Annotated in this window: 28 protein-coding genes and 1 tRNA gene; 15 read left to right on the top strand and 14 right to left on the bottom strand. The window is 65.3% G+C overall.

What is annotated here, in order from left to right; translation table 11 throughout:
- The coding region (locus tag QMZ05_RS32160) for a LuxR C-terminal-related transcriptional regulator (protein WP_353704412.1) at nt 1-144 on the top strand (144 nt) is incomplete at its 5' end.
- A gap of 55 nt (nt 145-199) precedes the next feature.
- Here the strand turns inward: QMZ05_RS32160 and QMZ05_RS32155 are convergent.
- Together QMZ05_RS32155 and QMZ05_RS32150 are read right to left on the bottom strand one after the other, a co-directional pair.
- Entirely contained in the window at nt 200-379 is a 180-nt protein-coding gene (locus QMZ05_RS32155) for a hypothetical protein (RefSeq protein WP_353704411.1), read from the bottom strand.
- A gap of 9 nt (nt 380-388) precedes the next feature.
- Nucleotides 389-622, bottom strand: a complete 234-nt coding sequence (locus QMZ05_RS32150) for a hypothetical protein (RefSeq protein ID WP_353704410.1) — start codon at nt 620-622, stop codon at nt 389-391.
- 171 nt (nt 623-793) lie between these two features.
- Between QMZ05_RS32150 and QMZ05_RS32145 the strand changes: the two genes are divergently transcribed.
- From QMZ05_RS32145 to QMZ05_RS32135, 3 genes are read left to right on the top strand one after another with little or no spacing between them, the layout of a single operon-like run.
- Nucleotides 794-1,456 (top strand): helix-turn-helix domain-containing protein, encoded by a 663-nt coding sequence (locus QMZ05_RS32145; protein WP_353704409.1) that lies wholly within the window; start codon nt 794-796, stop codon nt 1,454-1,456.
- Nucleotides 1,453-4,134 carry a molybdopterin-dependent oxidoreductase gene (locus QMZ05_RS32140; protein ID WP_353704408.1) on the top strand — a complete coding sequence of 894 codons (2,682 nt, stop codon included), beginning with the start codon at nt 1,453-1,455 and terminating at the stop codon, nt 4,132-4,134. The genes QMZ05_RS32145 and QMZ05_RS32140 overlap by 4 nt, the downstream gene beginning before the upstream one ends.
- Entirely contained in the window at nt 4,131-5,054 is a 924-nt protein-coding gene (locus QMZ05_RS32135) for an FAD binding domain-containing protein (protein ID WP_353704407.1), read from the top strand. Before QMZ05_RS32140 ends, QMZ05_RS32135 begins: the two co-directional genes overlap by 4 nt.
- A gap of 265 nt (nt 5,055-5,319) precedes the next feature.
- Here QMZ05_RS32135 and QMZ05_RS32130 read toward each other — a convergent pair whose 3' ends face one another.
- The 3 genes from QMZ05_RS32130 to QMZ05_RS32120 all read right to left on the bottom strand — a co-directional run bounded on the left by QMZ05_RS32130 (nt 5,320) and on the right by QMZ05_RS32120 (nt 8,139).
- Nucleotides 5,320-5,937, bottom strand: a complete 618-nt coding sequence (locus tag QMZ05_RS32130; protein WP_353704406.1) for a LysE family translocator — start codon at nt 5,935-5,937, stop codon at nt 5,320-5,322.
- Between the two features lie 224 nt (nt 5,938-6,161).
- Nucleotides 6,162-6,692 carry a hypothetical protein gene (locus QMZ05_RS32125; RefSeq protein WP_353704405.1) on the bottom strand — a complete coding sequence of 177 codons (531 nt, stop codon included), beginning with the start codon at nt 6,690-6,692 and terminating at the stop codon, nt 6,162-6,164.
- A 7-nt stretch (nt 6,693-6,699) separates the two neighbouring features.
- Nucleotides 6,700-8,139 carry a hypothetical protein gene (locus tag QMZ05_RS32120; RefSeq protein WP_353704404.1) on the bottom strand — a complete coding sequence of 480 codons (1,440 nt, stop codon included), beginning with the start codon at nt 8,137-8,139 and terminating at the stop codon, nt 6,700-6,702.
- 120 nt (nt 8,140-8,259) lie between these two features.
- On the opposite strand from QMZ05_RS32120, the gene QMZ05_RS32115 reads away from it, so the two are divergent.
- The 4 genes from QMZ05_RS32115 to QMZ05_RS32100 are packed head-to-tail and all read left to right on the top strand — an operon-like array spanning nt 8,260 to nt 10,039.
- Nucleotides 8,260-8,574, top strand: a complete 315-nt coding sequence (locus QMZ05_RS32115) for a helix-turn-helix domain-containing protein (protein ID WP_353704403.1) — start codon at nt 8,260-8,262, stop codon at nt 8,572-8,574.
- Nucleotides 8,567-9,031, top strand: coding sequence for an SRPBCC family protein (locus QMZ05_RS32110; RefSeq protein WP_353704402.1), 465 nt, complete (start codon nt 8,567-8,569; stop codon nt 9,029-9,031). The genes QMZ05_RS32115 and QMZ05_RS32110 overlap by 8 nt, the downstream gene beginning before the upstream one ends.
- Nucleotides 9,024-9,491 (top strand): SRPBCC family protein, encoded by a 468-nt coding sequence (locus QMZ05_RS32105; protein WP_353704401.1) that lies wholly within the window; start codon nt 9,024-9,026, stop codon nt 9,489-9,491. Before QMZ05_RS32110 ends, QMZ05_RS32105 begins: the two co-directional genes overlap by 8 nt.
- 32 nt (nt 9,492-9,523) lie before the next feature.
- Nucleotides 9,524-10,039, top strand: a complete 516-nt coding sequence (locus QMZ05_RS32100; RefSeq protein WP_353704400.1) for an SRPBCC family protein — start codon at nt 9,524-9,526, stop codon at nt 10,037-10,039.
- 172 nt (nt 10,040-10,211) lie between these two features.
- Here the strand turns inward: QMZ05_RS32100 and QMZ05_RS32095 are convergent, their stop codons facing one another.
- The 8 genes from QMZ05_RS32095 to QMZ05_RS32060 all read right to left on the bottom strand — a co-directional run bounded on the left by QMZ05_RS32095 (nt 10,212) and on the right by QMZ05_RS32060 (nt 16,775).
- The gene (locus QMZ05_RS32095; protein ID WP_353704399.1) at nt 10,212-10,646 is read right to left on the bottom strand and encodes a hypothetical protein; all 435 of its coding nucleotides are present in this window, start codon (nt 10,644-10,646) and stop codon (nt 10,212-10,214) included.
- A gap of 3 nt (nt 10,647-10,649) precedes the next feature.
- On the bottom strand, nt 10,650-11,018 hold the full coding sequence (locus QMZ05_RS32090; RefSeq protein ID WP_353704398.1) for a nuclear transport factor 2 family protein: 369 nt from the start codon (nt 11,016-11,018) through the stop codon (nt 10,650-10,652).
- Nucleotides 11,019-11,100: 82 nt separating this feature from the next.
- Nucleotides 11,101-11,571: a MarR family transcriptional regulator gene (locus QMZ05_RS32085; protein ID WP_353704397.1), complete on the bottom strand. Its 471-nt coding sequence runs from the start codon at nt 11,569-11,571 to the stop codon at nt 11,101-11,103.
- A gap of 32 nt (nt 11,572-11,603) precedes the next feature.
- The gene (locus tag QMZ05_RS32080; protein WP_353704396.1) at nt 11,604-13,214 is read right to left on the bottom strand and encodes an acyl-CoA synthetase; all 1,611 of its coding nucleotides are present in this window, start codon (nt 13,212-13,214) and stop codon (nt 11,604-11,606) included.
- Nucleotides 13,215-13,369: 155 nt separating this feature from the next.
- The gene (locus QMZ05_RS32075) at nt 13,370-14,890 is read right to left on the bottom strand and encodes an FAD-dependent oxidoreductase (RefSeq protein WP_353704395.1); all 1,521 of its coding nucleotides are present in this window, start codon (nt 14,888-14,890) and stop codon (nt 13,370-13,372) included.
- 65 nt (nt 14,891-14,955) lie between these two features.
- Nucleotides 14,956-15,423, bottom strand: coding sequence for a hypothetical protein (locus QMZ05_RS32070; protein ID WP_353704394.1), 468 nt, complete (start codon nt 15,421-15,423; stop codon nt 14,956-14,958).
- A gap of 136 nt (nt 15,424-15,559) precedes the next feature.
- The gene (locus QMZ05_RS32065; RefSeq protein WP_353704393.1) at nt 15,560-16,015 is read right to left on the bottom strand and encodes a GatB/YqeY domain-containing protein; all 456 of its coding nucleotides are present in this window, start codon (nt 16,013-16,015) and stop codon (nt 15,560-15,562) included.
- A 58-nt stretch (nt 16,016-16,073) separates the two neighbouring features.
- Nucleotides 16,074-16,775: an alpha/beta hydrolase gene (locus QMZ05_RS32060; protein WP_353704392.1), complete on the bottom strand. Its 702-nt coding sequence runs from the start codon at nt 16,773-16,775 to the stop codon at nt 16,074-16,076.
- A gap of 160 nt (nt 16,776-16,935) precedes the next feature.
- Between QMZ05_RS32060 and carA the strand changes: the two genes are divergently transcribed.
- The 4 genes from carA (at nt 16,936) to QMZ05_RS32040 (ending at nt 20,604) form a co-directional block, all read left to right on the top strand.
- Nucleotides 16,936-18,129: a glutamine-hydrolyzing carbamoyl-phosphate synthase small subunit gene (gene carA / locus QMZ05_RS32055; RefSeq protein ID WP_353704391.1), complete on the top strand. Its 1,194-nt coding sequence runs from the start codon at nt 16,936-16,938 to the stop codon at nt 18,127-18,129.
- Nucleotides 18,130-18,271: 142 nt separating this feature from the next.
- Nucleotides 18,272-18,766, top strand: a complete 495-nt coding sequence (locus QMZ05_RS32050) for a PaaI family thioesterase (protein WP_353704390.1) — start codon at nt 18,272-18,274, stop codon at nt 18,764-18,766.
- Nucleotides 18,767-18,909: 143 nt separating this feature from the next.
- Nucleotides 18,910-20,010: a mandelate racemase/muconate lactonizing enzyme family protein gene (locus QMZ05_RS32045; RefSeq protein ID WP_353704389.1), complete on the top strand. Its 1,101-nt coding sequence runs from the start codon at nt 18,910-18,912 to the stop codon at nt 20,008-20,010.
- A 72-nt stretch (nt 20,011-20,082) separates the two neighbouring features.
- Complete coding sequence (locus QMZ05_RS32040) at nt 20,083-20,604, top strand: hypothetical protein (protein WP_353704388.1); 522 nt, start codon at nt 20,083-20,085, stop codon at nt 20,602-20,604.
- Nucleotides 20,605-20,770: 166 nt separating this feature from the next.
- Here the strand turns inward: QMZ05_RS32040 and QMZ05_RS32035 are convergent, their stop codons facing one another.
- Nucleotides 20,771-21,298, bottom strand: a complete 528-nt coding sequence (locus tag QMZ05_RS32035; protein WP_146987059.1) for a DNA starvation/stationary phase protection protein — start codon at nt 21,296-21,298, stop codon at nt 20,771-20,773.
- 139 nt (nt 21,299-21,437) lie between these two features.
- On the opposite strand from QMZ05_RS32035, the gene QMZ05_RS32030 reads away from it, so the two are divergent.
- The 3 genes from QMZ05_RS32030 to carB form a co-directional block, all read left to right on the top strand.
- Complete coding sequence (locus QMZ05_RS32030) at nt 21,438-22,127, top strand: class I SAM-dependent methyltransferase (protein WP_353704387.1); 690 nt, start codon at nt 21,438-21,440, stop codon at nt 22,125-22,127.
- A 77-nt stretch (nt 22,128-22,204) separates the two neighbouring features.
- A tRNA-OTHER gene (locus tag QMZ05_RS32025) sits at nt 22,205-22,280 on the top strand.
- A gap of 327 nt (nt 22,281-22,607) precedes the next feature.
- A partial coding sequence (gene carB / locus QMZ05_RS32020; RefSeq protein WP_353704386.1) for a carbamoyl-phosphate synthase large subunit occupies nt 22,608-25,758 on the top strand: 3,151 nt, incomplete at its 3' end.

Below are 25,758 nucleotides of genomic sequence, written 5' to 3'. Positions count from 1 at the left end.
GCCTTCGACCTCGGCATCAGCGAAGTGACCGTCAAGCTGCATCGCGCCAATGTGATGCGCAAGATGCAGGCGAGCTCGATCGGCGATCTGGTTCGCACCTGGGAATCCCTGCCGGCCCCAATGCGGGAGAGGTGCGCGGCCTAGCTGGCGTGGCGTCGCGAGGCGCATCGCCCGGCGATAAACGGGACCTGATCAGGCTTCAGCCGGCTGCCGCGGCTTGAATGGCGTGCTTGGCGCGCCATTTGGGGCCCGGCCCGCGCATGTAGTGGAGCTCGGGGCGGTACGGATCGCGAATTCGCGCGATCAGATCCTGCCAGCCGGTCGCGATCGCGTTCAGGCTGCGGCGAAGAGGTAGCAATGATCGCTGCAGTGACGACATAACTCGCTCTCAGTGCGCTTTGCCGAGAACGAATGCGAAGGGCAGGATGACGATCTCCTCGCCGTCCTCGTCGCTGACATGCACGGCCCAATCGCGCCAATCTTCCAGACTGACCGTCGCGACCAGCGAGCGCATCATGCGGGTCGCCGCCTCACAGGCCTCGGTGAGGCTGGTCACCGAGGTGCCGCGGCGATCCATCAATACGCCGCGCGTATTCGAGCAATGGAAATAGACCTGAGTCATGTGCGTATCCTCGAAAGCTCCAGGCGAGCAGGCTCGCCCTTGCATGACGAAGCTTTACGCAGCCGGGACGCGACCTTCCGTGACGCGTCTCACACAGGCGCAAGGCGGCCCGGCGGGTCGCCTCACCAAATCGCGATTTGACAAATTTTCTATATTTGTCAAAACCGTCAAATGGGACCGAAAACCCGCATCCTCGATGCCACCATGCTGGTATTCCGCCGGCACGGCTTTCGTCGTTCCTCGATCGAGCAGGTCGCCGAAGCGGCCGGTCTGACGCGGCAGGCGCTCTATCACCATTTCGAATCCAAGGAAGCGCTGTTCCGCGCCGTGATCGAGCGCATCCATGAATCCGCGATCGCAGCCGAGGAAGCAGCCGTGGCCGAAGCCGAGACGGCAGGCGGCAATCTCGGCAACATCCTTGCCGCGGGCATGACCGCGCGGATGTCGACCATGATCGGATCGCTGGACGGCTCGCCGCACCTCGAGGAACTGTATTCCGAGCACCTCGTGCACGCGCGCGACCTCTACCAGACCTATGCGGCGCGTTATGCGGAGCGCATGGTCGCGACCATTGCGCGGACCGCGCGCCGGCAGCAGCTTGCGCTGCCGCAGGACCTGTCACCGCCCGAATTCGCGCGCCTGGTCGAAATGTCGATCTACGCCGCGAAGTCGCAGTACCCGGCGATGCAGCCGGCGGACGCGTTCCTGAAGGATATGGCGATCATGGTGCGCACGCTCTGTGCCGGCGCCATACCGAAATCCGAGAAGCCGCCCATCAAGAAGGCGGCGCCCCCAAAGAAGCCGACACGCAGGACAACTGGAGGACAGTCATGACCACGACGACCGTCAACGGCCGCGTCGAATCCCTGCCCGATGATCCCGACGCGCTCCTGATCGATATCGTGCGCGACCAGCTCAAGCTCACCGGCACCAAGCTGGTGTGCGGCGTCGGTGTCTGCGGCGCCTGCACGGTGCTGGTCGACGGCGCGCCGGTCGCAAGCTGCCTGATGCCGGCGCGGGCCGCTGCCGGCAAGGCCGTGACGACGGTGGAGGGCATCGGCGCAGCTCAGCTGCATCCGGTGCAGAAGGCGTTCATGGCAAACGACGCCCTGCAATGCGGCTTCTGCACGCCCGGCTTCATCGTGGAGGCGACCGCGTTCTGCGACCAATGGCGCGCGACCAGGGGAACGGCGGTGCCGTCGCGCGAGGAGATCGGTGCGGCGCTGTCGGGCCATCTCTGCCGCTGCGGCGCCTATGACGGGATTTTTCGCGCGGTCGCGGATGCCTGCGCCGGCCGCTTTGACGGCGACAATGTCGCAGCGCCCCGCATCGAGGCGCGCGACAAGGTGACGGGTGCGGCGAAATACACCGTCGACATCAACCATGACGGCCAGCTCGAAGGCCTGATCCTGCGCTCGCGCGAGGCGCATGCGCGCATCACCGCGCTCGATCTCGCGCCGGCGCGCGCGCGCGCCGGCATCACCGCGGTGTCGCTGCTCGGCGACGACCGCATCGTGCGCTTTGTCGGCGAGCCGATTGCGGCGGTCGCAGCAAAGGACCGCAAGTCGGCGCTGGCCGCGCTCGCCGCCATCAAGCTGAGCTACGAAAAGCTGCCCGCGGTGGTCGGGCTCGACGCCGGACGCAAGGACGGCGCGCCAGTGGTGTTCGACAAAGCGAGCCGCAAGCGGGCCGGCAACGTCTCGGAGGCCGCCGGCGGCCCGGCGCCGTGGAAGCAGAACATCCGCGGTCCGACCGCGGTGTTCTCGACCCGCGCCAAGAAGGCGCGCAACTGGGTCGACGAGGCACGCCAGTCCAACAACAAGCTGCTGGTCGAAGCGACCTTCCGCACCGCCACGCAGCAGCATGCCTGCCTCGAGCCGCACGCCGCGGTGGCCCGCTTCGACGGCGACCGGCTGACGCTGCACGCCTCGACCCAGCAGGTGTTTCACCTCAAGGAGCAGATCGCAAAGCGCTACAAGCTCGATCACGACAAGGTCCGCGTGATCGCCGATCATGTCGGCGGCGGCTTCGGATCGAAGGCGAGCCTGGGTACCGAGACGATCGCCGCCATCGAGCTGGCGCGCGAGGCAAAGGCGCCGGTGCGCGTCGCCTATGATCGGCAGGAGGAGCTCTCCGTCGCCGGCTATCGCCCGGCTGCGGAACTGAAGGTCGCGCTGCTGCCGTCCGAGCAGGGCGGCCTGAAGGCACTCTCCGTCACCGCGCATGCCGATACGGGGGCCGCGACCAACTCGACCATCGCGGGCCTGGCGCGGCTGATCTATCCGGCCGAGGCCAAGGACCTGTCGGATTTCGACGTCATCAGCAATCTGCCGCCCGGCGCCGCCTTCCGCGGCCCCGGCGGACCGCCGATGGCGTTCGCGGTGGAGCAATCGATCGACGAGGCCGCGCTGCGGCTCAAGGTCGATCCGATCGCCCTGCGCAAGCGCTGGGACCCCGATCCCAACCGTCAGCGCCTCTACGACTGGGCATCCGGGCTCGACATCTGGCGCAATCGCAAACCACAACAGAGCGGGCGCTATCGCCGCGGCATTGGCGTCGCCACCGGCTACTGGCTCTATCTCTGGCAGCCCAATGTGAAGGTCGAGGTCGCGGTCAAGGGCGGCCGTATCGTCGCCAGCACCGCGACGCAGGACATCGGCACCGGCACCCGCAGCGTGCTTGCCGACACGATCGCGCGCGAGTTCGATCTCGAACCCTCTGATATCGACGTGCGGATCGGCGATTCATCGCTGCCCGAAGGGCCCGGCTCCGGCGGCAGCCGCGTCACCGCCTCGGTGATGCCGCCGACCTTGCAGGCGGTCCGGAAACTGAAGGCGCAAATCCTCGAACAGGCGACACGAAAGCCTGCGCCCGGCTCGAACGCGCCGTGGCGCGAGCTGATCGCGCGTTCGCCCGATATCGCCGTAGTCGAGACGCGCGGCGAGGACGGCAAGAACACCGCACCCGGCATCCGCTCGCCGCTGCGCGAAGTCGGCCTGATCGGCATGGTGTTCGGCTGGATGATGCGCCGCTTCTCCAACATCGCGGTCGGCGCCGGCGTGCCGAGCTCGGTGCAGGTCATCGAGGTCGAGGTCGACACCTGGCTCGGCCATGTGCGCGTGCTGAACGTCCATACCGGCATCGCGGTCGGCAAGATCGCCTCTCCCGCGCTGGCACGCAGCCAGGCCTGCGGCGCGGTCATCCAGGGCCTCGGCTACGCGCTCTACGAGGCGCGCGAGCTCGATCCGAAGACCGGCGACGTCCTGACCGCGGGGATGGAGGACTATCGCATCCCCGGTATCGCCGACACGCCGGAGATCGATGTGCATTTCGACGAAGCCGGCTTCGACCACGTGCTCGGCAACAGCGTCGGCATCGGCGAGGCATCGACGGTGCCGACCTCGGCCGCCGTCGCCAACGCGATCCACAATGCGATCGGCGTCCGCCTCACCGAAATTCCGATCCGGCCCGACCGCATCGTCGCCGCGCTGAAAGGGAGGGACGCCGCATGAGCGCCGCAACTGCACTGGCAATGTCCGGACCCGAATTCCGTGCCGCCGGCACCGACTTGTCGGAGCGTCGCCGCAGCGGCCTGTCGTGTGGAGAGGTCATCGATCTCACCGCCAGTCCCGATACGATCGGAATTGCGTGGGGCGCGGACGGCGCGGCGCGGATCGGCGCCCTGACCGCGATCGCGGCGATCGCATCCGACGCGCGGCTCGCGCAGGCCTATCCCGGCATCACGGCTGCCGCGCAGGGCCTCGCCACGCCGCAGATCCGGCATATGGCAACGCTCGGCGGCAACCTCGCGCAGCGCTCGCGCTGCTGGTACTTTCGCAATCCGCAGATCGCCTGTCTCAAGAAAGGCGGCTCCGACTGTCCGGCGCGATCCGGCAATCATCTCTATCACGTCGCGTTCGATCTCGGCCCGTGCGTCGCGCCGCATCCGTCGACCATGGCGATGGCGCTGCTCGCCTATGATGCGAAGGTCACCACGGACCGGCGCAGCGGATTGTCGATCACCGACCTGCTCGGCGACGGCAGCAACGGCGCCGCCGACAATCTGCTCGCACCGGGCGAACGGATCGAGCGGATCGAGCTCCCTGCCCCGCTGGCCGGCGAGCGCGCACTCTACAGGCGCGCCATCAGCCGCTCCTATGCGGAATGGCCGCTGGTCGAGATCTGCGTGCGTGCGGTGATATCGGCTGGCACGTTCCAGCAGGTCCACATCACGGCGGGCGGTATCGCCCCGGTGCCGCTGCGTCTTGTGGCAAGTGCGGCGGCGCTGGAGGGGAAGCCGGCCAACGCGGCGACCATCGCGCAAGCCGCCGAGCTGGCAACATCGGGAGCCAAGCCGCTGCCGATGACCGGCTACAAGCTTGAACTGCTGACCGGCCTGGTGCGCGACGTGGTCGAGCGGATCGCGGTGTAGCGCGTGAGGAAGTTAGGTCGAAGAGCGACGGCGCTGCGCTCCCTCGCCCCGTTCTTACGGGGAGAGGGTTGGGGTGAGGGGCTGTCTCAGCGTAAACGCTGATAGTTGCATGTGCGGCGACTCCCCCTCACCAGGAACGCATCTGACAATGCGTTCCGACCTCTCCCCGCAAGCGGGGCGAGGTGAAGCGGAGCTCCACGGCTTAATTCGAGTTAAAGCCACCTTGGTCTAGCACCCAGCGGAGCCGGTATCGGGCGCGCCGGGCTCACCGCGCCCGGGTCAGTGCCAGCCAGATGCCGCCGCCGATCATGAAGCCGCCGGAGATGCGCGACATCAGCCGCGTCCGCTCCTTGGAGAAGAATTTGCGGGCGCGGCCTGCCGCCAGCGCGTAGGCGGCATCGGTCAGCACCGCGGTCGCCATGAAGGTGACGCCGAGCAGCGCCACCTGCGGCAAATGCGGCTTGTCCATGTCCATGAATTGCGGAATGAAGGCGCCGAAGAAAACCAGCACTTTCGGGTTCGAGAGCAGCACCAGGAAACCTTGCAGGAAGAACCCGCCGCGCGGCGGCAGCGGCTTGTCGTCGGTGCCGACGCCCTCGACCGGCGAGCGGATCAGCTTGATGCCGAGCCAGACCAGATAGGCCGCGCCGGCAAAGCGCACCCAGTTGAACCAGTACCCCATGGTGGCCATCAGCGAGGTCAGGCCGACCGCGACGATGCCGATCACGATCGCAAGCCCGACCTGCGCGCCCAGCACATTGGTGAGCGCGGCACGCGTGCCGTAGCGCAGGCCGTTGGCGATCACCATCGTGACGATCGGACCGGGCAGCAGCGCCAGCGCGATGCAGGCGGCGACAAAGGCGAAATAGGCTTGCAGGGACATGGGGGCTCTTTGCTCGTTTACGCCATTATGCATGCCGGTGACGGTGGATGGAAGCGGCACCTCCGCTCCCTCTCCCCGTCCTTCACGGGGAGAGGGTTGGGGTGAGGGGCTCTCTCCGCCAGGCGGTGCCAACAGATAGACCTGCACCCCCTCACCCGGATCGCATCTAGCGATGCGATCCGACCTCTCCCCGCAAGCGGGGCGAGGTTAAGGACCAGCGCTCCTCAACGGCCCTCCATCGCAGTCGTCATCCACGTCTTGACCTCTTGGGACTCCAGGAATCGCAGCGTCGCGCGCTGCACGCGCGCGGCATCGCCCCCGCCCTGCGCCGCGATCGCCATGAGATCGCAGCGATGCGAGACCGCGATGCCGATTGCGGCGCGGCTTCCGTCGAGACGATAGGCTCTGATCCGTCCGTGCATGTCGGCGACATCGACAACTTCGCCTGCCCTCAGCGGCACAAAGCGCGGGCTGATCATGTCGACATCGGCGACGCGGTCGACCTCGTCGTCATCGGCGACGCCGCTGTCGCAATTGCAGAAGCCGAGCTTCGGCCTGAGATAAACCTCGACCTCAGTGCCGCACTCCACGGCGCCGCAGCGGAAAGCGCGGCCGGCGGGCCAGCCGTCGCGCGGGAACGGCCAGGCGATCTCGCGCCACTGCGCGGCATGCGGCGCCATCTCGTAGCCCGCGACGGCCGAGAGGCCGCCGAGCGCCAGGAACATCGCCGCGATGACCGGCCACGAGCGCATCATGAAATTCTCACGGCAGACCGGCGACGGCGCGCGCCGCGCCGGTCAGTTCGAGAATGTGCAGGCCGGTGTTCGCGCGGTCGACCGCGTAGATGTAGCCGCGTTCGTCGGTCTCGACATTGTTGGTCTGGATCGCGACCTTGCAGCGATAGAAGCCGTCGATGGTGAGGCAACGCTTGTCGGTCGCCGACGTAATGGACGGGATAAAGTACCCGACCTCCTTGGGGTGGTAGGGATCGCGGATATCGAGCGCGCGGACGCCGGCGTTGAAGAAGGCGATGAAGGCCAGCTTCTTGTAATAGACCGGCGCCATGCTCTCGTTCGACGAATGCGAGCCGAACCGGCCGCCGCGCTCGCAGAACGCGCCGGAGGCTTCGGGCACGGTGTAGCTCGAGATCATCATCGGCCGTGCTTCTGTCGTCACGTCGGCAAACCACACCATCTGCCGCGCCTCGCCGCATTCGTTCTGGATCGCCTCGTCGACGATCATCACGATGTCGCGGGTCTTGCCGTCCTTGTCGCGGGCGAATTCCGCGATCGGCATGCCCGGCATCGGAAACACCGTGTGTGCGCCGTTCATCGCCGACAGCGGCATCCGCGCGATCTCCGGGAATGTCAGATTGTCCGGCGTCGGCTGCTTCGGTCCGTTCAGCAGCTTGTCGCGATCGACGATCTGCAGGAAGCCGCCCTTGTTGGTGCCGTAGCCGAAATAGACGCGGTTGCCCTTCGGCCCGGTCGAGATCGGCCCGTGCAGTTCGGTCGGCACCGCGCCGGTCGCGCCGGGCTCCTGCCCGGGCAGGCCGAAGTCCCTGATCTTCACGGGATGCGCGGGATCGGAGAGATCGTAGATCTGCGTCATGCGACGCGTGCGCCAGTCCGGCGCGCCCGACACCAGGAAGGCGATGCCGGTGCTGCATTCCCAGAAATTCTTGTGCGTGTCCTTCAACCCGCCGATCCGGGTGATGAGCACGGGGTTGGCGGGATCGGCCACGTTCCAGATCTCATGCGCCTCGCTGCCGAAGGTGCGCAGCATGTAGACCGCGTTGCGATCGCCCTTCGGCAGATCCTTGCCGTCGCAGACACGCACCATCTGCGCGCCGCCGGCTTCATATCTGCCCTCCTGGCCTGGAATGTGCCGGAGATACCTGGGATGCGCGGGATCGGTGACGTCGACGATCGAAGTGCCGTTCGGTTCAGGTTTACCGGTCATCGGATTGACGGGATCGGAAATGTCGTCGGTGCCGCCGTGGTGGCCGATATAGGCGATCCAGCTGTTACCCTGATGATGAATGGTCGGCTGATAGGCGCTGCGCGCCTGCAAATCGTTGGTTCCAACCAGCCTCATGTTGGAGGCTTCGGGCGGATCGCCGATCTTCTGCTGGGCGCTCGCACCATATGCGAGGAGGACAAGAAGAAACGTGCAGCAAACTGCCGTAACGCGACCACCCATGCGCACCACCCCGAGTTCCCTGCCAATCTGCGTTGGCTGTGCGGGACGCTAGCACGGCGATACCGGCGCCAAAACACACGCTCTTGACATGCAACCATTTGGTTGCATATTATCCAAGCCATGGATGAAGTCTTCAAAGCCCTCGCGGATGCCTCACGGCGCACGCTGCTTGACCGGCTTCACGATCAGAACGGGCAGACGCTCGGCGAGCTCTGCGACGGGCTCGACATGACGCGTCAGGCCGTCACCAAGCACCTTGTGATTCTCGAGGAGGCCAGCCTCGTCACCACCATCAAGCACGGCCGCGAGAAGCTGCATTACCTCAACCCGGTTCCGATCCATCAGATCGGTGAACGGTGGATCAAGAAGTTCGAGCGCGGGAAACTCGCCGCGCTCAGTGAATTAAAAAGACAATTGGAGAAGCGTGATGAGTAAACCCGACTACATCTACGTCACCTATATCGAGACCACGGCCGAGAAGCTGTGGCACGCGCTGACATCGAGCGAATTCACCGAACGCTTCTGGTTCGGCTATCGCGCCACTTCCGACTGGAAGGTCGGCTCGCCCCATCATCTCAGCAAGGATGGCCGCCGCGCCGTGCAAGGCGAGGTGCTGATCGCCGATCCGCCCAAGAGGCTCGCTTACAGCTGGGACGTCGTGAAGGAAGGCGTCGAGCGCGAGCAGGTCTCGCGCGTGACCTTCGACATCGAGCCGCACGGCGGGATCGTCAAGCTGACCATGACGCACGACAACCTCGGTCCGAAGACGCTGCGCGACATCTCCGGCGGGTGGCCGATGGTCATCGCGAGCCTGAAGAGCTTCCTGGAGACCGGACGCGAACTGCCGGCCGACCTGCTCACCAGCGGCGCCAGGGAGCCCTACCATGCCTAAGCCCGAATTCGTCTACGTCACCTACATCGAGACCACGCCGGAGAGACTGTGGGATGCGCTGACATCAAGCGCATTCACGCGGCAATACTGGTTCGACACCGAGCTGCAATCGGACTGGAAGGTCGGCTCGCCGCTCGCGCTGGTGATGAGCGGCAAGACCACCGACACCGGCGAGATCCTCGAGGCCGACCGGCCGCGGCGCCTCGCCTACACCTTCAAGCACGAGGCCGATCCCGAACTGCGCAAGGAGCCGGCAACCAAAGTCGTGTTCACGCTCGAGCCGTTCGGCAAGATCGTGAAGCTGACCGTGACCCATGAAGGCTTCGGCGTCGGCAGCAAGCTGCTCGACGGCATTTCCAGGGGCTGGCCTGCGATCCTGTCCGGCCTCAAGAGCCTGCTCGAGACCGGCAAGGTGGTCGCGATCCCGCCTGCCGCGCTCGGGATCGAAGGCTTCGAATGACAATGAAGATCTATCGAAGGACACGTGCGGACATGAACATCGAGACATTCAAGCCGGCCATTGTCTACGCGATCTACATCGCCGCCACGCCGGAGCAGGTGTGGCAGGCATTGACGAACGCCGAGTTCAGCCGGAAATACTTTTCCGGCAACGCGGTCGAGGTCGATCTCCGGGTCGGCGGCGCCTACATCGTGCGCACGCCCGACGGCGCACTGCACATCTCCGGCGAAGTGATCGCGTGCGATCCCTTGAAGCGGTTGACCGTCACCTTCAACGTCAACTGGCCGCAGCTGGTCGAAAAGCTCGGGCCGACGCTCGTCACCTGGGAGATCGAGCCGGCCGGCGACGGCGTGAAGCTGACCTTGCTGCAATCGCATGATCGTCCGATCAGCGACGACATCCTGTCCGGCGGCCGCGCCGGCTGGCCGGCGATCCTCTCCAGCCTGAAGAGCATGCTGGAGACCGGCAAGGCCATGGTGATCCCGATGCAGCCGCCAGCGCGCATGCTGGCGGCGCTGAAGGAATTGGGGATACCGATGCCGACGTGAGGGTGGAGCTACAGCCGCCTCATACTCACTGTCGTCCTTGCGAAAGCAGGGACCCATAACCACCGCACGCGGGGATAGAGCGAGTTGGGGCCACAGCGTCGCACAACAACGACACCCTGTGGTTATGGGTCCCGGGTCGCGCTGCGCTTGCCCGGGACGACGGAGGAGAGGGCTACACGAGCAACAGCGCGACAATCAGATTCGCCACGAACAAGGTCGCATCGATCACGAAGATCCTGAGCATCGGCCCCTTCAGCACCGGCCAGTAGGCGACCCCAACGCGGCCGCCGCGCATCAGGACGGGCAGATTGTAGGCGAACTGGCTGAAGTGACACGCCGCGAAGAACAGGAACAGCGCAAGCTGGGCCTCGACGGCCTGAAAGAAGGGCGGCCTTGCGAGCAGGAAATACAGCGACAGCAGCCCGATCGGCAGATTGATCCCGCCCAGGAACGCGACGCTGGCGGACAGGGTCGGCGCGATCGGATTGCCACGCTCCTCGCGCGGAACCAGTATCTTCAGCGTGTTGCGCTGGGCAACGCTGAACTGGACGAATGCGGCGCCGAACCAGAGCGCGTTGAGCAGCAGGACGAAATCCGAAAATCGCATGGGTTACTTTCCGTAGAATGCTTCGCTGCGCACCACGCGGCCGTCACGGTCGAAATCCATGAACTCGCTGGCGCGCGTGTCGCCCAATTGCCACCACACCGTCAGGCGCGCCATCGTCGCGTCCCAGCTCCAGTTCAGGACCTTGAGATCAGCGCTTTCGATGCCGCCATAAGCCTTGCGCCAATAGGCGCGGATATTCTCGGCCCCCGCGACCACAGGGCTATCCGTCAGCTTGAGCGCCAACGGGCTGCGCATCTCCGCATTGTCGGCGAAGTGCGCGACGACGGCGTCGATATCGACCCTGCACCAGCTCGCGCACCACGCCTCGACAAAGCGCCCGGCCGCCGCCCGGTCCATGATCTCTCCGCCCATGCGATCGCCCTCTCCCGCGTGACTGCGCAGAAGATTGGCACGGCGAAATTCTCACGTCAACTATGTTGACTTGAGAACACGGCTAGTTGTTGTCGGCGATCGCTCCCATCACCGCCATCCACGCGGTAGTGCCGGGCGCGCCGACGCGATCGAATGCCTCGCGAAGAACCTTGCGCTCGTGGTCGGACGCGCGCTGTTCGATCTTTTGCCCTGCTGCGGTCAGGCGCAGCAATTTGGAGCGATGCTGCTCGGGCGACCGTTTCGACGCCACGAGCTTGCGCTCCAGCAACAATGCGAGTGGGCGGTTCAAGGCCTGCTTGGAAATACCGAGCACCTCGATCAGCGCGCCGATCGAGATGTCGGGCCGGCGCGCCACGACGTAGAGAATGCGATGGTGCGGGCGCGACAGGCCGACCGTCTCAAGATACTGATCGGCCTCCAGCGTCATCCCGCGCCAGCCGTAGTACATGAGCTCCAGCGCCGCATCCAGTTCGTGCAGCTTGCTGAGCGAGGCGCGGTGCAGGCCCGGGGCCTGAGAGACAGTCTTCTGCATTGGCGTATGGTGTCGAACCTGCCGGAGAGAATCTAGCCCAGCGCGCGCAGCTCGCGCCGCAGCACCTTGCCGGTCGCCGTCATCGGCAGGCTGTCGGCGAACTGCACGAAGCGCGGATATTCGTGGGCGGCGAGCTGCACCTTGACGAATTCCTGGATCTCGCGCGCCAACGTGTCGCTCGCCGCATAGCCCGGGCGCAACACGATCCAGGCCTTGATCGATTCGGTGCGGATCGGATCGGGAATGCCGACCACCGCCGACATCGCGACCGCCGGATGCTTCATCAGCGTGTGCTCGATCTCGGACGGGCCGACGCGATAGCCGGCCGTGGTGATGACGTCGTCCTCGCGGCTGACGTACCAGAAATAGCCGTCCTCATCCTGCACGCCGAGATCGCCGGTCAACAGGAATTCGCCGGCATATTTCTTCGCGGTCGCCTCGGGATTGCGCCAATATTCGATCATGGTGCAGGGGCACGGCTGGCGCACGCCGATGATGCCGCGCTGCCCCCGCGGCTGCTCCTCGCCCTTGTCGTTGACGATGCGGACGTCGAAGCCCGGCGTGGCGCGGCCCATCGAGCCGGGCCGGATCGGAAACAGATTGGAATTGCTGCCGATCACGAGATTGCATTCGGTCTGCCCGAACACCTCATGGGCATCGATGCCAAAAGTCTCGCGCACCCAGCCCAGCAGTTCGCCGCCGAGCGACTCGCCGCCGGTGAAGATGCTGCGCAGCCTGACGCCGGAGTTCTTCACATCGGCCTGCCGCATCAGCTTCAGCGCGGTCGGCGGCAGGAAGACATTGCGGATGCCGAGTTCGGCCATCATCTGCATCGCTGCCTGCGGCTCGAACTTGCGGGCGCGGTGGCCGACCATCGGAATGCCGTGGTACCAGAACGCGAACAGGCCGTTGATCAGGCCGCCGATCCAGGCCCAGTCCGCCGGCGTCCACATCAGGTCGCCCGGCCGCGGAAGGAAGTTGTGGCACATCTCGACGTTGGGCAGATGGCCGAGCACGACGCGATGCGCATGCAGCGCACCCTTCGGATTGCCCGTGGTGCCGGACGTATAGATGATCAGCGCGGGATCGTCGGCCGAGGTGTCGACGGTCGCGAAGTCAGGAGACGCCGACTTGATCGCGCCCCAGAGCGGTTTTGTCCCCGCCGGCGTCTTGTCGCCGACGATGTAGACGCTCTTCAGCTCGGGCAGCCGGTCGCGGATCTTGGCGATCTTCTCCCAGCCGGCCTGATCGGTGATGACGGCTTTCGCCGCCGAGTTCGACAGGCGGAATTCGAGCGCATCTTCGCCGAACAGCGCGAACAGCGGGATCGAGATGAGGGCCGCGCGGAACGCCGCGAGATGCGCGACCGGCAATTCCAGCGATTGCGACAGGAACACCGCGACACGGTCGCCGCGCACAAGGCCGTCGGCGGTCAGCACATTGGCGAAGCGGCGCGAGGCGTCTGCGACCTCGTCGAACGAGGTGCGCGTGGTGCCGCCATCCTCGTCGACATAGACCAGCGCAAGCCGGCCCGTGCCGTCGGCATAACGATCGCAGCAGGCGGTCGCCATGTTGAAGCGCGCGGGGACGTCCCAGCTGAAGTTGCGATAGAGCTCGTCGTAGGTCTTGGCTTCCTGAAGCATGGCGGCAGACTAGAGTCTTTTCTGTTCCGATGGAATCGGAACAGGGCTCTCAGTTCTTCTTTTTGACGCGTTTTCTTCACGCGAACCGGTATCCACTTCGCTCGAAAACGCTCTCGAGCCGTCAGACCACAAACCCCTCCTTGAGGGGAAAGCCGTCAGGCCGCCGCCCGCTGCATTGCCGCTTCGAGCTTGAGGCTTTCGAGGTCGCGATAGATCGAGGCGACCGCGAGCACGCGCTCGCCACGCTTGTAGCGGAGCACGCAATCCCTGCCGGCAATGCTGCCGTCGACCGCGATCTCGTCCCACTGCTCGGCGTGACCGACATAGTTGATCGGCACGTCGTAATGCTGGCTCCAGAAGAACGGCACCGTATCGAAGGCCTCGCGCTGCCCCAGCATATTCCGCGCGGCGGTCTGGCCCTGGCGCTCGGCCACCACCCAGTGCTCGACCCGGATATTCTCGCCGCTGTGCGGGTCGGGCCAGCGCGCGATATCACCGGCCGCGTAGACGCCGGGAGCGCTGGTCTCGAGATAGGCATCCACGGTCACGCCGCGATCGATCGCGAGCCCGGCGGCTTCCGCCAGCGCCAGCCGCGGCTTCACGCCGACACCGAGCACGACGAGATCGGCGTCGAGCACGGGCCCGCTCTTCAGGCGCGCGCGCTTGCCCTCGATCGCGGTCACGGTGTCACCGAGATGGAAGACGACGCCGTGCTCCTCGTGCAGCGCGCGGACGAAATCGCCCATCTCAGGGCCGAGCACGCGCTCCAGCGGCCGCGCTTCCAGCCCGACCACGTGAACCTCGATCTCCCGCGCGCGCAACGAGGCCGCAACCTCGAGCCCGATGAAGCTTGCCCCGATCACCACCGCACGGCGCGCTCCGCTGGCCGAGGCGATGATCGCCCGGCAATCGTCGAGACTGCGCAGCACATGAACGTGGGGCTGGTCCGCGCCCGGGATCGGCAGCCGCATCGGCTCCGCGCCGGTCGCCAGCAGCAGCCGGTCGTAAGCGAGCACTTCGCCGCCGGCGAGCACGACGTTGCGGCGGCCGGTGTCGATCGACTTGACCTCGGTCTTGAGTTTCAGATCGATCGCCGCGTCGGCATAGTAATCGTCCGGCTTCAGCGGCAGCCAGTCCTCCGGCGCGCTGCCGGCGAGGAAGTCCTTCGACAGGTTCGGCCGATCCACCGGCGGTGCGGCCTCGCTACTGAGCATGACGATGCTGCCGCGATAGTCCTGCCGCCGCAGCATCTCGGCGGCGGCAAAGCCTGCTGCGCCGCCGCCGACGATCACGATCCTGCCGGGTGCATCGACCGGGCCCTTGACGCGGGGTTTCGGCTGCGCGCGCTTCTCGCGCACGATGATGCGATCGCCGTCGCGCTCGACCTTCCAGACCGCGAGCGCGTTGAAGGCGGGCGCGGCGGTCGCTTCGCCGGTGCGAATGTCAAAACAGGCGTGATGCCAGGGGCAATGGACGGTCTCGCCCTCCACCAGGCCGTCGGCGAGCGGGCCGTGGTAATGGCTGCAATGCGCGTCGATGGCGAAGATATCCGCCCCCGAGCGCACCAGCAGCACGTCGTCCTCGCCGACATGGCCGAGCAACATCGCGCCCGGGAAGTCGGAGAGGGCCACACCTTGTGTCAGATCCGGACCGGAAGGAGCTTGCTGATCGGCCATGGCCTGTCTCCAGTTTATCCAGAACGTCACCCCGAAGCGCCGCTTGCACGGGGGCTTTGTCGCTATCAGCTTCCCTGCATGTAGCGGACCGGGTTCTCCCGATCCGCCTTGAATATATCGGCGGCCTCGGCGAACAGCGCCGCAACGGCGGGAGCTTTCAGATCATCAAACGCCTCGAAGCTGAAATTGTTGCCGCCCGCGCGCAATTCGCCGAGCTTGCCGGCATAGCAGGACACCAGCGGCTTGCCGCCGCGGGTCACCGCGACATAGACGCTGATGTAGTTCTTCTGCAGCGCCAGCCCAATCACCGGCCAGGCGGCCGTCTTGCCGGACTTGATCGCGTAGCGAAACCCGCCATAGCCGATCATGTTCATGCGCATGCCGGCCTCACCGGCCAGCGTACCCGCATGAAAATGCCGCTTGAGCGAAGGCGCCGCCTTTCGCATCACCGCATTCAGTTGTTCGAGATCCGCGGTCCGGCCGGGATCAAACGCGAGGTAGGCTTCCAGGCTGTCCGCGGCGACACGAAACATTGGAAACCTCCGCGGTTATCCCACCTCTCACAGGGCAGGTCATGCGTAGCCCGGATGAAGCGAAGCGCAATCCGGGGGACCTCACCGAACGGATAGACTCACCCGGATTTCGCTTCGCTGCATCCGGGCTACGAAATCAGGACGACAGGGCCGCCTTCACCAGGCCGCTGGCCTTGCCGAAATCCATCTGGCCGGCGTATTTCGCCTTCAGCGCGCCGATCACCTTGCCCATGTCCTTGATCCCGGCAGCACCGGTCTCGGCGATGATGGCCGAGATCGCGGCCTTCACGTCGTCGTCGGACATCTGCTTCGGCAGATACGCCGAGATCACCGCGATCTCCGCGCGTTCCTGGTCGGCGAGCTCGGCGCGGCCGCCCTTGTCGTAGAGCTCGACCGACTCCTGGCGCTGCTTGATCATCTTCTGCAACAGGCCGAGCAGATCGGCATCGGAGAGTGGCGGCTTGCCCTGCCCGCGCGCGTCGATGTCGGCGTTCTTGATGGTCGAATTGACCATGCGCAGCGTGGAGAGCTTACGCTCGTCCTTGGCCTTCATCGCTTCCTTGACCGCAGTATTGATATCGTCGCGCAGCATCTCTGTGTCCTTGAACCAGTAATCCTCTCATGTAGGCAGTTTGCGCCGACAGAACAACCTAGTTCCGCAACCACTCAACCAGCGCGTCAGCGCATGCCTGCGGCTGTTCCAGCTGCGGCAGGTGACCGCAATTGGCGAGCACGACGAGTTTCGCCCCGGGGATGCCATTCGCCATCTCGTCCGACAATGAATTCGGCACGGTGTTGTCGGTGTCCGACGTCAGCACCAGGGTCGGGCATTTGATCCAGGCCATGCTCGGCCGCGAATCCGGCCGGCTCAGCACCGCGTTCTGCTGGCGGATGAAGGCCTCGGCGCCGACGTCCTCGCTCATGTCATCAACAACCTGGCGCAGGGTGGCATCGCCCTGCCGCGACGGATGCACGAAGCCGGGAAACAGCTCATCGACCACGCTCTTGAACTGCCCGCTTTTGGCACGCTCGATCATGCCGCGACGGCGCGCGGTCGCCTCCGGCGTGTCGGCCCGCGCCTGGGTGCTCATCAGCGCCAGCTTCGCCACCCGCTCGGGCGCCTGCCGCATGATCTCGAAGGCGATGTAGCCGCCCATCGAATGCCCGGCGAGGGCAAAGCGCGGCGGCGCCTCGGCCAGGATCCGGCGGGCGATCGCCCCCATATTATCGTCCCTGACATGGTTGGCGACCGTGACAGGGCCGCACCGCCACAGCGCCGGGATGACCGGGGCAAAGATCCGCGGCGAGCAGACGAGGCCCGGGACGAGCAGGATCGGCATCGTGTTGTCCATAGGGTGCTCCGGACCGGGTCATTTTCGGCAAGCAAACGGCCGCTTCGAGGAACTTTAGATTAAAAGGCCGTTCCGGCCTGTCAAATCGGCCGGGAATGCCGTGTGAATCCGCGCCCTTTCGCTTTGACGCCGCAGCGTGCGGCCTCTATTTAAAGGGCTCATGACAACATCCGAAAACGCTCCCGCCTGGCCGGACCACAAACCGACCGCGCTCCTTGTGCTCGCCGATGGTACCGTGCTGGAAGGCTTCGGTCTCGGCGCGGAAGGCCACGCCGTCGGCGAGGTCTGCTTCAACACCGCGATGACCGGCTATGAGGAGATCCTCACCGATCCGTCCTATGCCGGCCAGATCATCACCTTCACCTTCCCGCATATCGGCAATGTCGGTACCAACGAGGAAGACATCGAGACGGTGAACATGGCCGCGACACCAGGTGCGCGCGGCGTGATCCTGCGCTCGGCGATCACGGATCCCTCGAATTACCGCGCCACCCGCCACCTCGACCAGTGGTTGAAGGCGCGCGGCATCATCGGCCTGTCCGGCATCGACACCCGGGCGCTGACCGCGCTGATCCGCTCCAAGGGCATGCCCAATGCGGTGATCGCGCATTCGAAGACCGGCGAATTCGACCTGCACGCCCTGAAGGAAGAGGCCCGCGAATGGCCCGGCCTCGAGGGCATGGACCTGGTGCCGATGGTCACCTCCGGCCAGCGCTTCACCTGGGACGAGACTCCCTGGGTGTGGGGCAAGGGTTTCGGCCAGCAGACCGCACCGGAATTCAACGTGGTCGCGATCGACTACGGCATCAAGCGCAACATCCTGCGCCTGCTCGCCGGCGTCGGCGCCAAGGTGACCGTGGTGCCGGCAACGACGGCGGCCGAGGACATCCTGGCGATGAAGCCGGACGGCGTGTTCCTGTCGAACGGCCCCGGCGATCCGGCCGCGACCGGCAAATATGCCGTGCCCGTGATCCAGAAGGTGATCGCCTCGGGGACGCCGACCTTCGGCATCTGCCTCGGCCACCAGATGCTCGGCCTCGCTGTCGGCGCCAGGACCATGAAGATGCATCAGGGCCATCACGGCGCCAATCATCCGGTCAAGGACGAGACCACCGGCAAGGTCGAGATCACCTCGATGAACCACGGTTTTGCGGTCGATCAGGCGACGCTGCCAGCCGGCGCGACCCAGACCCATATCTCGCTGTTCGACGGCTCCAATTGCGGCATCGCGCTCGAAGGCAAGCCGGTGTTCTCGGTGCAGTACCACCCCGAGGCCTCACCCGGCCCGCGCGACTCGCACTATCTTTTCCAGCGGTTTGCCGACCTGATGCGGCAGAAGAAGCAGGCGGCGTAAGCCGACGCCGTTATCATAGGTCTTTACTGAATACCGCGTGCCCGGACCACCTGGTCCGGGCATTGCTTTTGTCGGACCTTGCATCAACGAACGCTGCCAAGCTACGCCGTGATATGACGACGATCATCAAGGATTTGACCGCATGACCGACAGCCCGCCCCCGAAGCCCACCTACGGCGTCTCGTCGCTGGAGGTGATGGCGTCGATGCCGGGGCTCGACTTCGTGCGCGGCATCTTCGCCCGCACCCTGCCGGAACCACCGATCATGGAGAACGTCGAGCCGTTCGACTGCACCGCCGAGACCGGCCACGTCGTGATCCACAGCGTCCCCGGCCTGCGCCACTACAACCCGATCGGCTCGGTGCACGGCGGCTACGCCGCGATCCTGTTGGATTCCGCGATGGGGCTCGCGGTGCAGACCACGCTGCCGAAGAGCTTTGGCTACACCACGCTGGAGTTCAAGATCTCCTTCGTCCGCAGCATGAGCCAGGACACCGGCACGATCCGCACCGAAGGCCAGGTCCTCAATGCCGGTCGCCGGGTTGCAACCGCCGAAGCGCGGATCACCGACGGCAAGGGCAAGCTGATCGCGCATGCCACCACGACCTGCCTGGTGTTCGAACTGCCCAAGACCTGAAGGCAATCGACCTGAAGGCAATCGCGTCTTCGCGCATTGGAGGCATGACGAAGCGCGCTGGATCGCTGCCTGCGCTCTGTGATTGAGTTTCCCTTGTCCGAGATCAGGCAAACATGATCCGGCCCGGAATAAGGAAACGCCCGATGACGTCAGCCCATTCAGACATGACCATCCGCGACATCCGCGTGACGATGCTGCGGCTCCCCTGGGCCGACGATCCCTGGCTGAAGGGCGCAGCGCTCGGCGCCACGCGCGACATCCTGATCTGCGACGTCGAGACGGCGGCCGGCGTCACCGGCATGGGCTATCTGTTCGTGTTCCGCCCGGCGATGCAGTCGATCGCGGCCTGTCTCGACGAGTGCATCATCCCGCGCGTCATCGGCAAGGACGCCACCGCGATCGAGGCGATCTGGCGCGATCTGTGGACCGCGACGATGACCTATGGCCGCGGCGGCATCGCCGCGATGGCGATGTCGGCGCTCGACATCGCGCTGTGGGATGCACTGGGAAAACGCGCCGGCCTGCCGCTGCACCGGCTGTGGGGCCACTATCGCTCGGAAATCCCGGTCTACGGTTCCGGCTGCTTCCGTGGCGCCGGCGGCGACGGGATGATCGAGAAGGCGCTGCATTTCGTCAAACAAGGCTACAAGGCGATCAAGATGCAGGTCGCGCATGTTCACACGCCGGCGCAGGACCTCGACAATGTGCGCCGCATGCGCGAGGCGCTTGGTCCTGACATCGACATCATGATCGACGTCAACATGGGCTGGAGCGCCGATGTCGCCATCGAGATGGGACGCAAGTTCGAGAGGTACGATATCTACTGGCTCGAGGAGCCGGTGCCGGCCGATGATTTCGCCGGCTATCAGCGCATCGCGGCGGCGCTCGACATGCGCGTCGTCGGCGGCGAGACGCATTTCACGCGCTACGATCTGCGGCCGTTCTTCCTCAATCCCTGCCTGCCGATCCTGCAACCCGACCCGATGCGCGGCGGCATGACCGACCTGCGCAAGATCGCGACGCTGGCGGACACGTTCGGCATCACGATCGCGCCGCATCTGTTCCCTGAACTCAACGTGCACCTGCTGGCTTCGATCCCGAACGGCATCTGGTGCGAGAACATGGCCCTGATCGACGACCTCTGGGTCGATCCACCGGAGATCGCCAACGGCATGATCAGCGCGCCGGAGCGGCCCGGGCACGGGCTCAGATTCAAGGACGAGGTGTTGAAGTTCAAGATCTAGCGGGAACGGTTTCCGGATCGGCCGCTTGGTCTGTCCTGACATCACCGCCGCTCGCAACGCTGGAGGGTAGCCATGCCCGTCGTGAGTCCCGATGCCGAGCCTCAGACCTTCGTCTTCCAGGACGATGGCCTGGTGCCGAACAATCCGATGCCGTTCCTGGTCTACAAGGGCGCGGTCGACGTCGGTAAAAATCCCGAGGCCACGATCGAGCAGCTGTTCGGCAGCAATGGCTGGGGCGCGATGTGGCGCAACGGTGTCTACGACTTCGCGCATTACCACGCCACCGTGCACGAGGTGCTGGGCGTCGCGCGCGGCAGCGCGCGGGTGCAGTTCGGCGGCGAGCATGGCCGGGCGCTTGAGATCGCAGCCGGCGATGTCGCGATCCTGCCGGCCGGCACCGGTCATCAATGCCTGTCGGCGAGCGGCGATTTCAGCGTGGTCGGCGCCTATCCGCCGGGCCCGCCGATGGACCTGCAACGGCCGACGCCGGAGAACCACGCGCGGGCGCTGAAGACGATCCCGCAGGTCGCGATCCCCGTGACCGATCCGGTGCTGGGCAAGGACGGGCCACTGGTGCGGCTGTGGCGGCGTTAGGGATTGGCGCCAGTGCCCCTTCCCTTCTCCCCTTGTGGGAGAAGGTGGCTCGCATCGACAGATGCGAGCCGGATGAGGGGTCTGCATCCGCGGAGACAAACCCCTCACCCGGCTTCGATGCTTCCGCATCGAAGCCACCCTCTCCCACAAGGGGAGAGGGTGAATGCTACGCCGCGTTGCTGCCTTCCTGGCGGCTGGCCTCGAACAGGAACCAGGTGCGGCGCTCGGTTTCGTCGATGAAGGTTTCCAGCAGGCCGGCGGTGCCGGAATCCTCATGGTCGTCGGCGAGCTTGTGCGCCTTGCGCATCGCCGCCGCGATGTGCTTGTTGTCTTCCATCAGCTCGCGCAGCATTTCGCGCGGCGGGACATAGTCCTCGTCATTGTCCTTGATGGTCTGATGCTTGGCGATGTCGCCGATCGAGCGCAGCGTCGCGCCGCCGAGCTTGCGCACCCGCTCGGCGAGCTGGTCGGTGGTCGCGAAGATCGCGTCCGACTGCTCGTCCAGCAACAAATGGTAATCATGGAAATGCCGGCCGCTGACATGCCAGTGAAAATTCTTCGTCTTCAAATAGAGCGCAAAAGCATCGGCCAGAAGCGTGTTGAGCGAGGTCGAGATCGTATCCACCGCAGCCTGCGGCAGGTCGCTCGGCGTGTCGAGGTCGGGCGAAATCTTGTCGGTCTTGTTGGCGTCAATCTTGGCTTTGCTCACGTTGAACCTTCCTGTTAGGAACCCGTATTTCGGCGCATTGAACATTGGGCGCCGGACCGCTAACGCATCGTCAGCCCACCCGTTCCTGGAAGTCAGGAACCCATTCTGCCGGATACCAAACGCGATGGATGAATGGATCGACTATTACGATTCCACGCATACGATTTATGCGAGCCGACTGCACCGCGACCTGCATTTCCAGGTCATCGCAAACGACATTATCGGATACATCACTTCGCCCGACGCCGTGGTGCTGGATTACGCCTGCGGTGAGGCGCTCTCGGCTGTGAAGGTCGCCAATGCCTGCGCCCAGCTCTATCTGGCGGAGCCTGCGCCCGGCGTGCGCGGCCGTCTGGTTGCGCGCTTTGCGGCCGACACCCGGATCCGCGTCCGCTCGCTCGATGAGCTGAAGAACATGGCGGCCGACTCGATCGACCTCGTGGTGATGAACTCGGTGGCGCAATACATGACGCCGCAGGAGCTCGATTCGGCGTTCGACGTGATCCACCGCCTGCTGAAGCCGACCGGCCGTTTCGTGCTCGGCGATATCCTGCGGCCCGAGGTCGGCATGGCCAAGGACGTCATCGCGCTGCTGCGCTTTGCGGCGGTCCACGGCTTCCTGCGCGACGCGGTGGTCGGGCTGGCCTCAACCGCACTGTCCGACTACCGGCAGCTGCGCACCAAGATCGGGCTGCAGCGCTACCGCGAGGACGAGATGATCAAAAAGCTCGCTGCCGCCGGCTTCAGCGCCACACGCGCGCCGCGCAACATCGGGCACAATCCGTGGCGGATGACATTCGTGGCGCACCACTGATCAAAGGTTGCAGAAAAAATTAGGGTTAACCAAAAGTAAACGTAGCGGCCGCGGAAATAATCAGCAATGATCCACTCGGCCCGGTGGCGGAAGCTTCGACGCGGCAGTGGTGCAACACTGTTTATCCTGGTTCAAATCCAGGCCGGGCCTCCAGCCTTCGCTGCTGACGCAGCTTCGGCTCGGCAAGCCTTCTTGTAGCGAAGGCTGCCGCGGCGTAGCCCGCAGGGCGAAGCCGGGCCATCGGCAAGACACTCTCCCCCCACCTGAGCACCCCCAACCGGGCATAGGTCGAATGAGGAATTTCCCCCAGAATCGCGGTTGATCGGGCGCTTTTGGGGGTTTCGCGGGTGCGGAAACTGGTCTAAAGACCACCCGCGCGCGAGGGATCGCGCTTCCGGCGCTACAAAATAGCGCATGGCTCGAGGGACGCGCGGAAAGCGCGCCCTTTTTTTGTGCCCAAATTCCAGTCCGCGAGAGCTGATGCCCAAAAGAACCGACATCTCCACCATCCTGATCATCGGCGCCGGTCCCATCGTGATCGGCCAGGCCTGCGAATTCGACTATTCCGGCACGCAGGCCTGCAAGACGCTGAAGGAAGAGGGCTATCGGATCGTCCTGGTCAATTCGAACCCGGCCACGATCATGACCGACCCGGAGCTGGCGGACGCGACCTATATCGAGCCGATCACGCCCGAAATCGTCGCCAAGATCATCGAAAAGGAACGCTACGTCCTGCCCGGCGGCTTCGCGCTGCTGCCGACCATGGGCGGCCAGACCGCGCTGAACTGCGCGCTGTCGCTGCGCAAGCAGGGCACGCTGGAGAAGTTCGACGTCGAGATGATCGGCGCCACGGCGGACGCGATCGACAAGGCGGAAGACCGCCAGTTGTTCCGCGACGCCATGGAGAAGATCGGGCTGCAGACGCCGCGGTCGCGGCTCGCCAACGCCTCGGCGCTGAAGAAGTCCGACCGCGACAAATACCTCGCCGACCAGGCCAAGCTGTCCGGCGCCGAGCTCGAAGCCTTCGAGCGCAAGTGGGAAGCCGGCGAGAACGAGCGGCGCAAGCGCTACCAGCAGCAGGCCCTGGCCGAAGCACTGATGGCGCTGTCCGACATCGGCCTGCCCGCGATCATCCGCCCCTCCTTCACGCTCGGCGGCACCGGCGGCGGCATCGCCTACAACAAGGAAGAGTATCTCGACATCATCGAGCGCGGCCTCGATGCCTCGCCGACCAACGAGGTGCTGATCGAGGAATCCGTTCTCGGCTGGAAAGAGTTCGAGATGGAGGTGGTGCGCGACAAGAAGGACAATTGCATCATCATCTGCTCGATCGAGAACGTCGATCCGATGGGCGTGCACACCGGCGATTCCATCACGGTGGCGCCGGCGCTGACGCTGACCGACAAGGAATACCAGATCATGCGCGACGCATCGATTGCGGTGCTGCGCGAGATCGGCGTCGAGACCGGCGGCTCCAACGTGCAGTTCGGCATCAGTCCGGACGACGGCCGCATGGTCGTGATCGAGATGAATCCGCGAGTTTCTCGTTCTTCGGCGCTGGCCTCCAAGGCCACCGGCTTCCCGATCGCCAAGGTCGCAGCCAAGCTCGCGATCGGCTTCACCCTCGACGAGATCGCCAACGACATCACCGGCGGCGCGACGCCGGCCTCGTTCGAGCCGACGATCGACTACGTCGTCACCAAGATTCCGCGTTTCGCGTTCGAGAAGTTCCCCGGCGCCTCCTCCACGCTGACGACCTCGATGAAGTCGGTCGGCGAGGTGATGGCGATCGGCCGCACCTTCCAGGAGAGCCTGCAGAAGGCGCTGCGCGGGCTCGAGACCGGGCTGACCGGCCTCGACGAAATCGACATCGAAGGCCTCGGCCGTAGCGACGACAAGAACGCGATCCGCGCGGCGCTCGGCACGCCGACGCCGAACCGACTGCTGCAAGTCGCGCAGGCGATGCGGCTCGGCTGGTCGAACGAGGAGATCTTCAATTCCTGCAAGATCGATCCCTGGTTCCTCGCCGAACTGCGCAGCATCGTCGAGATGGAAGACAAGGTCCGCAGCAGCGGCCTGCCGTCGAATGCATTCTCGATGCGCATGCTGAAGGCGATGGGCTTCTCGGATGCCCGGCTTGCCGTGCTGACGGAAACCACCGAGGCCGACGTCACCGCCAGGCGCCATGCGCTCGGGGTGCGCCCGGTGTTCAAGCGCATCGACACCTGCGCGGCCGAGTTCGCCTCGCCCACCGCCTACATGTATTCGACCTATGAGCGGCCGTTCGCGGGCGAGCTTGCCGACGAGAGCGCGCCGTCGGACCGCAAGAAGGTGATCATCCTCGGCGGCGGACCGAACCGCATCGGCCAGGGCATCGAGTTCGACTATTGCTGCTGCCACGCCTGCTTTGCGCTGGAAGACGCCGGCTACGAGACCATCATGGTGAACTGCAATCCGGAGACGGTGTCGACCGACTACGACACCGCCGACCGGCTGTATTTCGAGCCGCTCACCGCCGAAGACGTGCTCGAGATCATCACGACCGAGCGCACCAACGGCACGCTGCACGGCGTCATCGTGCAGTTCGGCGGCCAGACCCCGCTGAAGCTTGCCCGCGCGCTCGAAGCCGCCGAAGTGCCGATCCTCGGCACCTCGCCTGACGCGATCGACCTAGCCGAGGACCGCGACCGCTTCAAGCGCGTGCTCGACAAGCTCCGTCTCAAGCAGCCGAAGAACGGCATCGCCTATTCGGTCGAGCAGGCCCGCCTGGTCGCCGCCGATCTCGATCTGCCGCTGGTGGTGCGTCCGTCCTACGTGCTCGGCGGCCGCGCGATGCAGATCATCCGCGAGGAGACCCAGCTCAACGACTATCTGCTTGGAACGCTGCCTGAGCTGGTGCCCGCCGACGTCAAGGCGCGCTACCCGAACGACAAGACCGGGCAGATCAACACCGTGCTCGGCAAGAATCCGCTGCTGTTCGACCGTTATCTGTCGGATGCGACCGAAGTCGACGTCGACTGCCTCTGCGACGGCAAGGATACCTTCATCGTCGGCATCATGGAGCACATCGAGGAAGCCGGCATTCACTCAGGCGACTCCGCCTGCTCGCTGCCGCCGCATTCGCTCGACGCCAACACCATCGAGGAGCTGGAGCGGCAGACCCGCGAGCTCGCGCTCGGCCTCGACGTGGTCGGCCTGATGAACGTGCAATACGCCATCAAGGACGGCGAGATCTACGTGCTCGAGGTCAACCCGCGTGCATCCCGCACCGTGCCGTTCGTCGCCAAGGTGATCGGCACGCCGGTCGCCAAGATCGCGGCGCGGATCATGGCCGGCGAGAAGCTCGCCGACTTCAAGCTGAGGAAGAAGAAGCTCGGCCATGTCGGCGTGAAGGAATCGGTGTTCCCGTTCGCACGCTTCCCCGGCGTCGACACCGTGCTCGGACCGGAGATGCGTTCGACCGGCGAAGTGATGGGCATCGATCGCTCGTTCGAGGTCGCGTTCGCGAAGAGCCAGCTCGGCGGCGGCACGCGCGTGCCGCGGCAGGGCACGGTGTTCGTCTCGGTGCGCGGCGACGACAAGATGCGCATCGCGGATGCGGTGCGGCTGTTGCACTCGCTCGGTTTCAAGG

The sequence above is a fragment of the Bradyrhizobium sp. INPA03-11B genome (assembly GCF_040446015.1).
Classification (GTDB): domain Bacteria; phylum Pseudomonadota; class Alphaproteobacteria; order Rhizobiales; family Xanthobacteraceae; genus Bradyrhizobium; species Bradyrhizobium macuxiense_A.
Note: the sequence above shows the minus strand (reverse complement) of the source record. Positions and strands in the feature narration are given on the sequence as shown.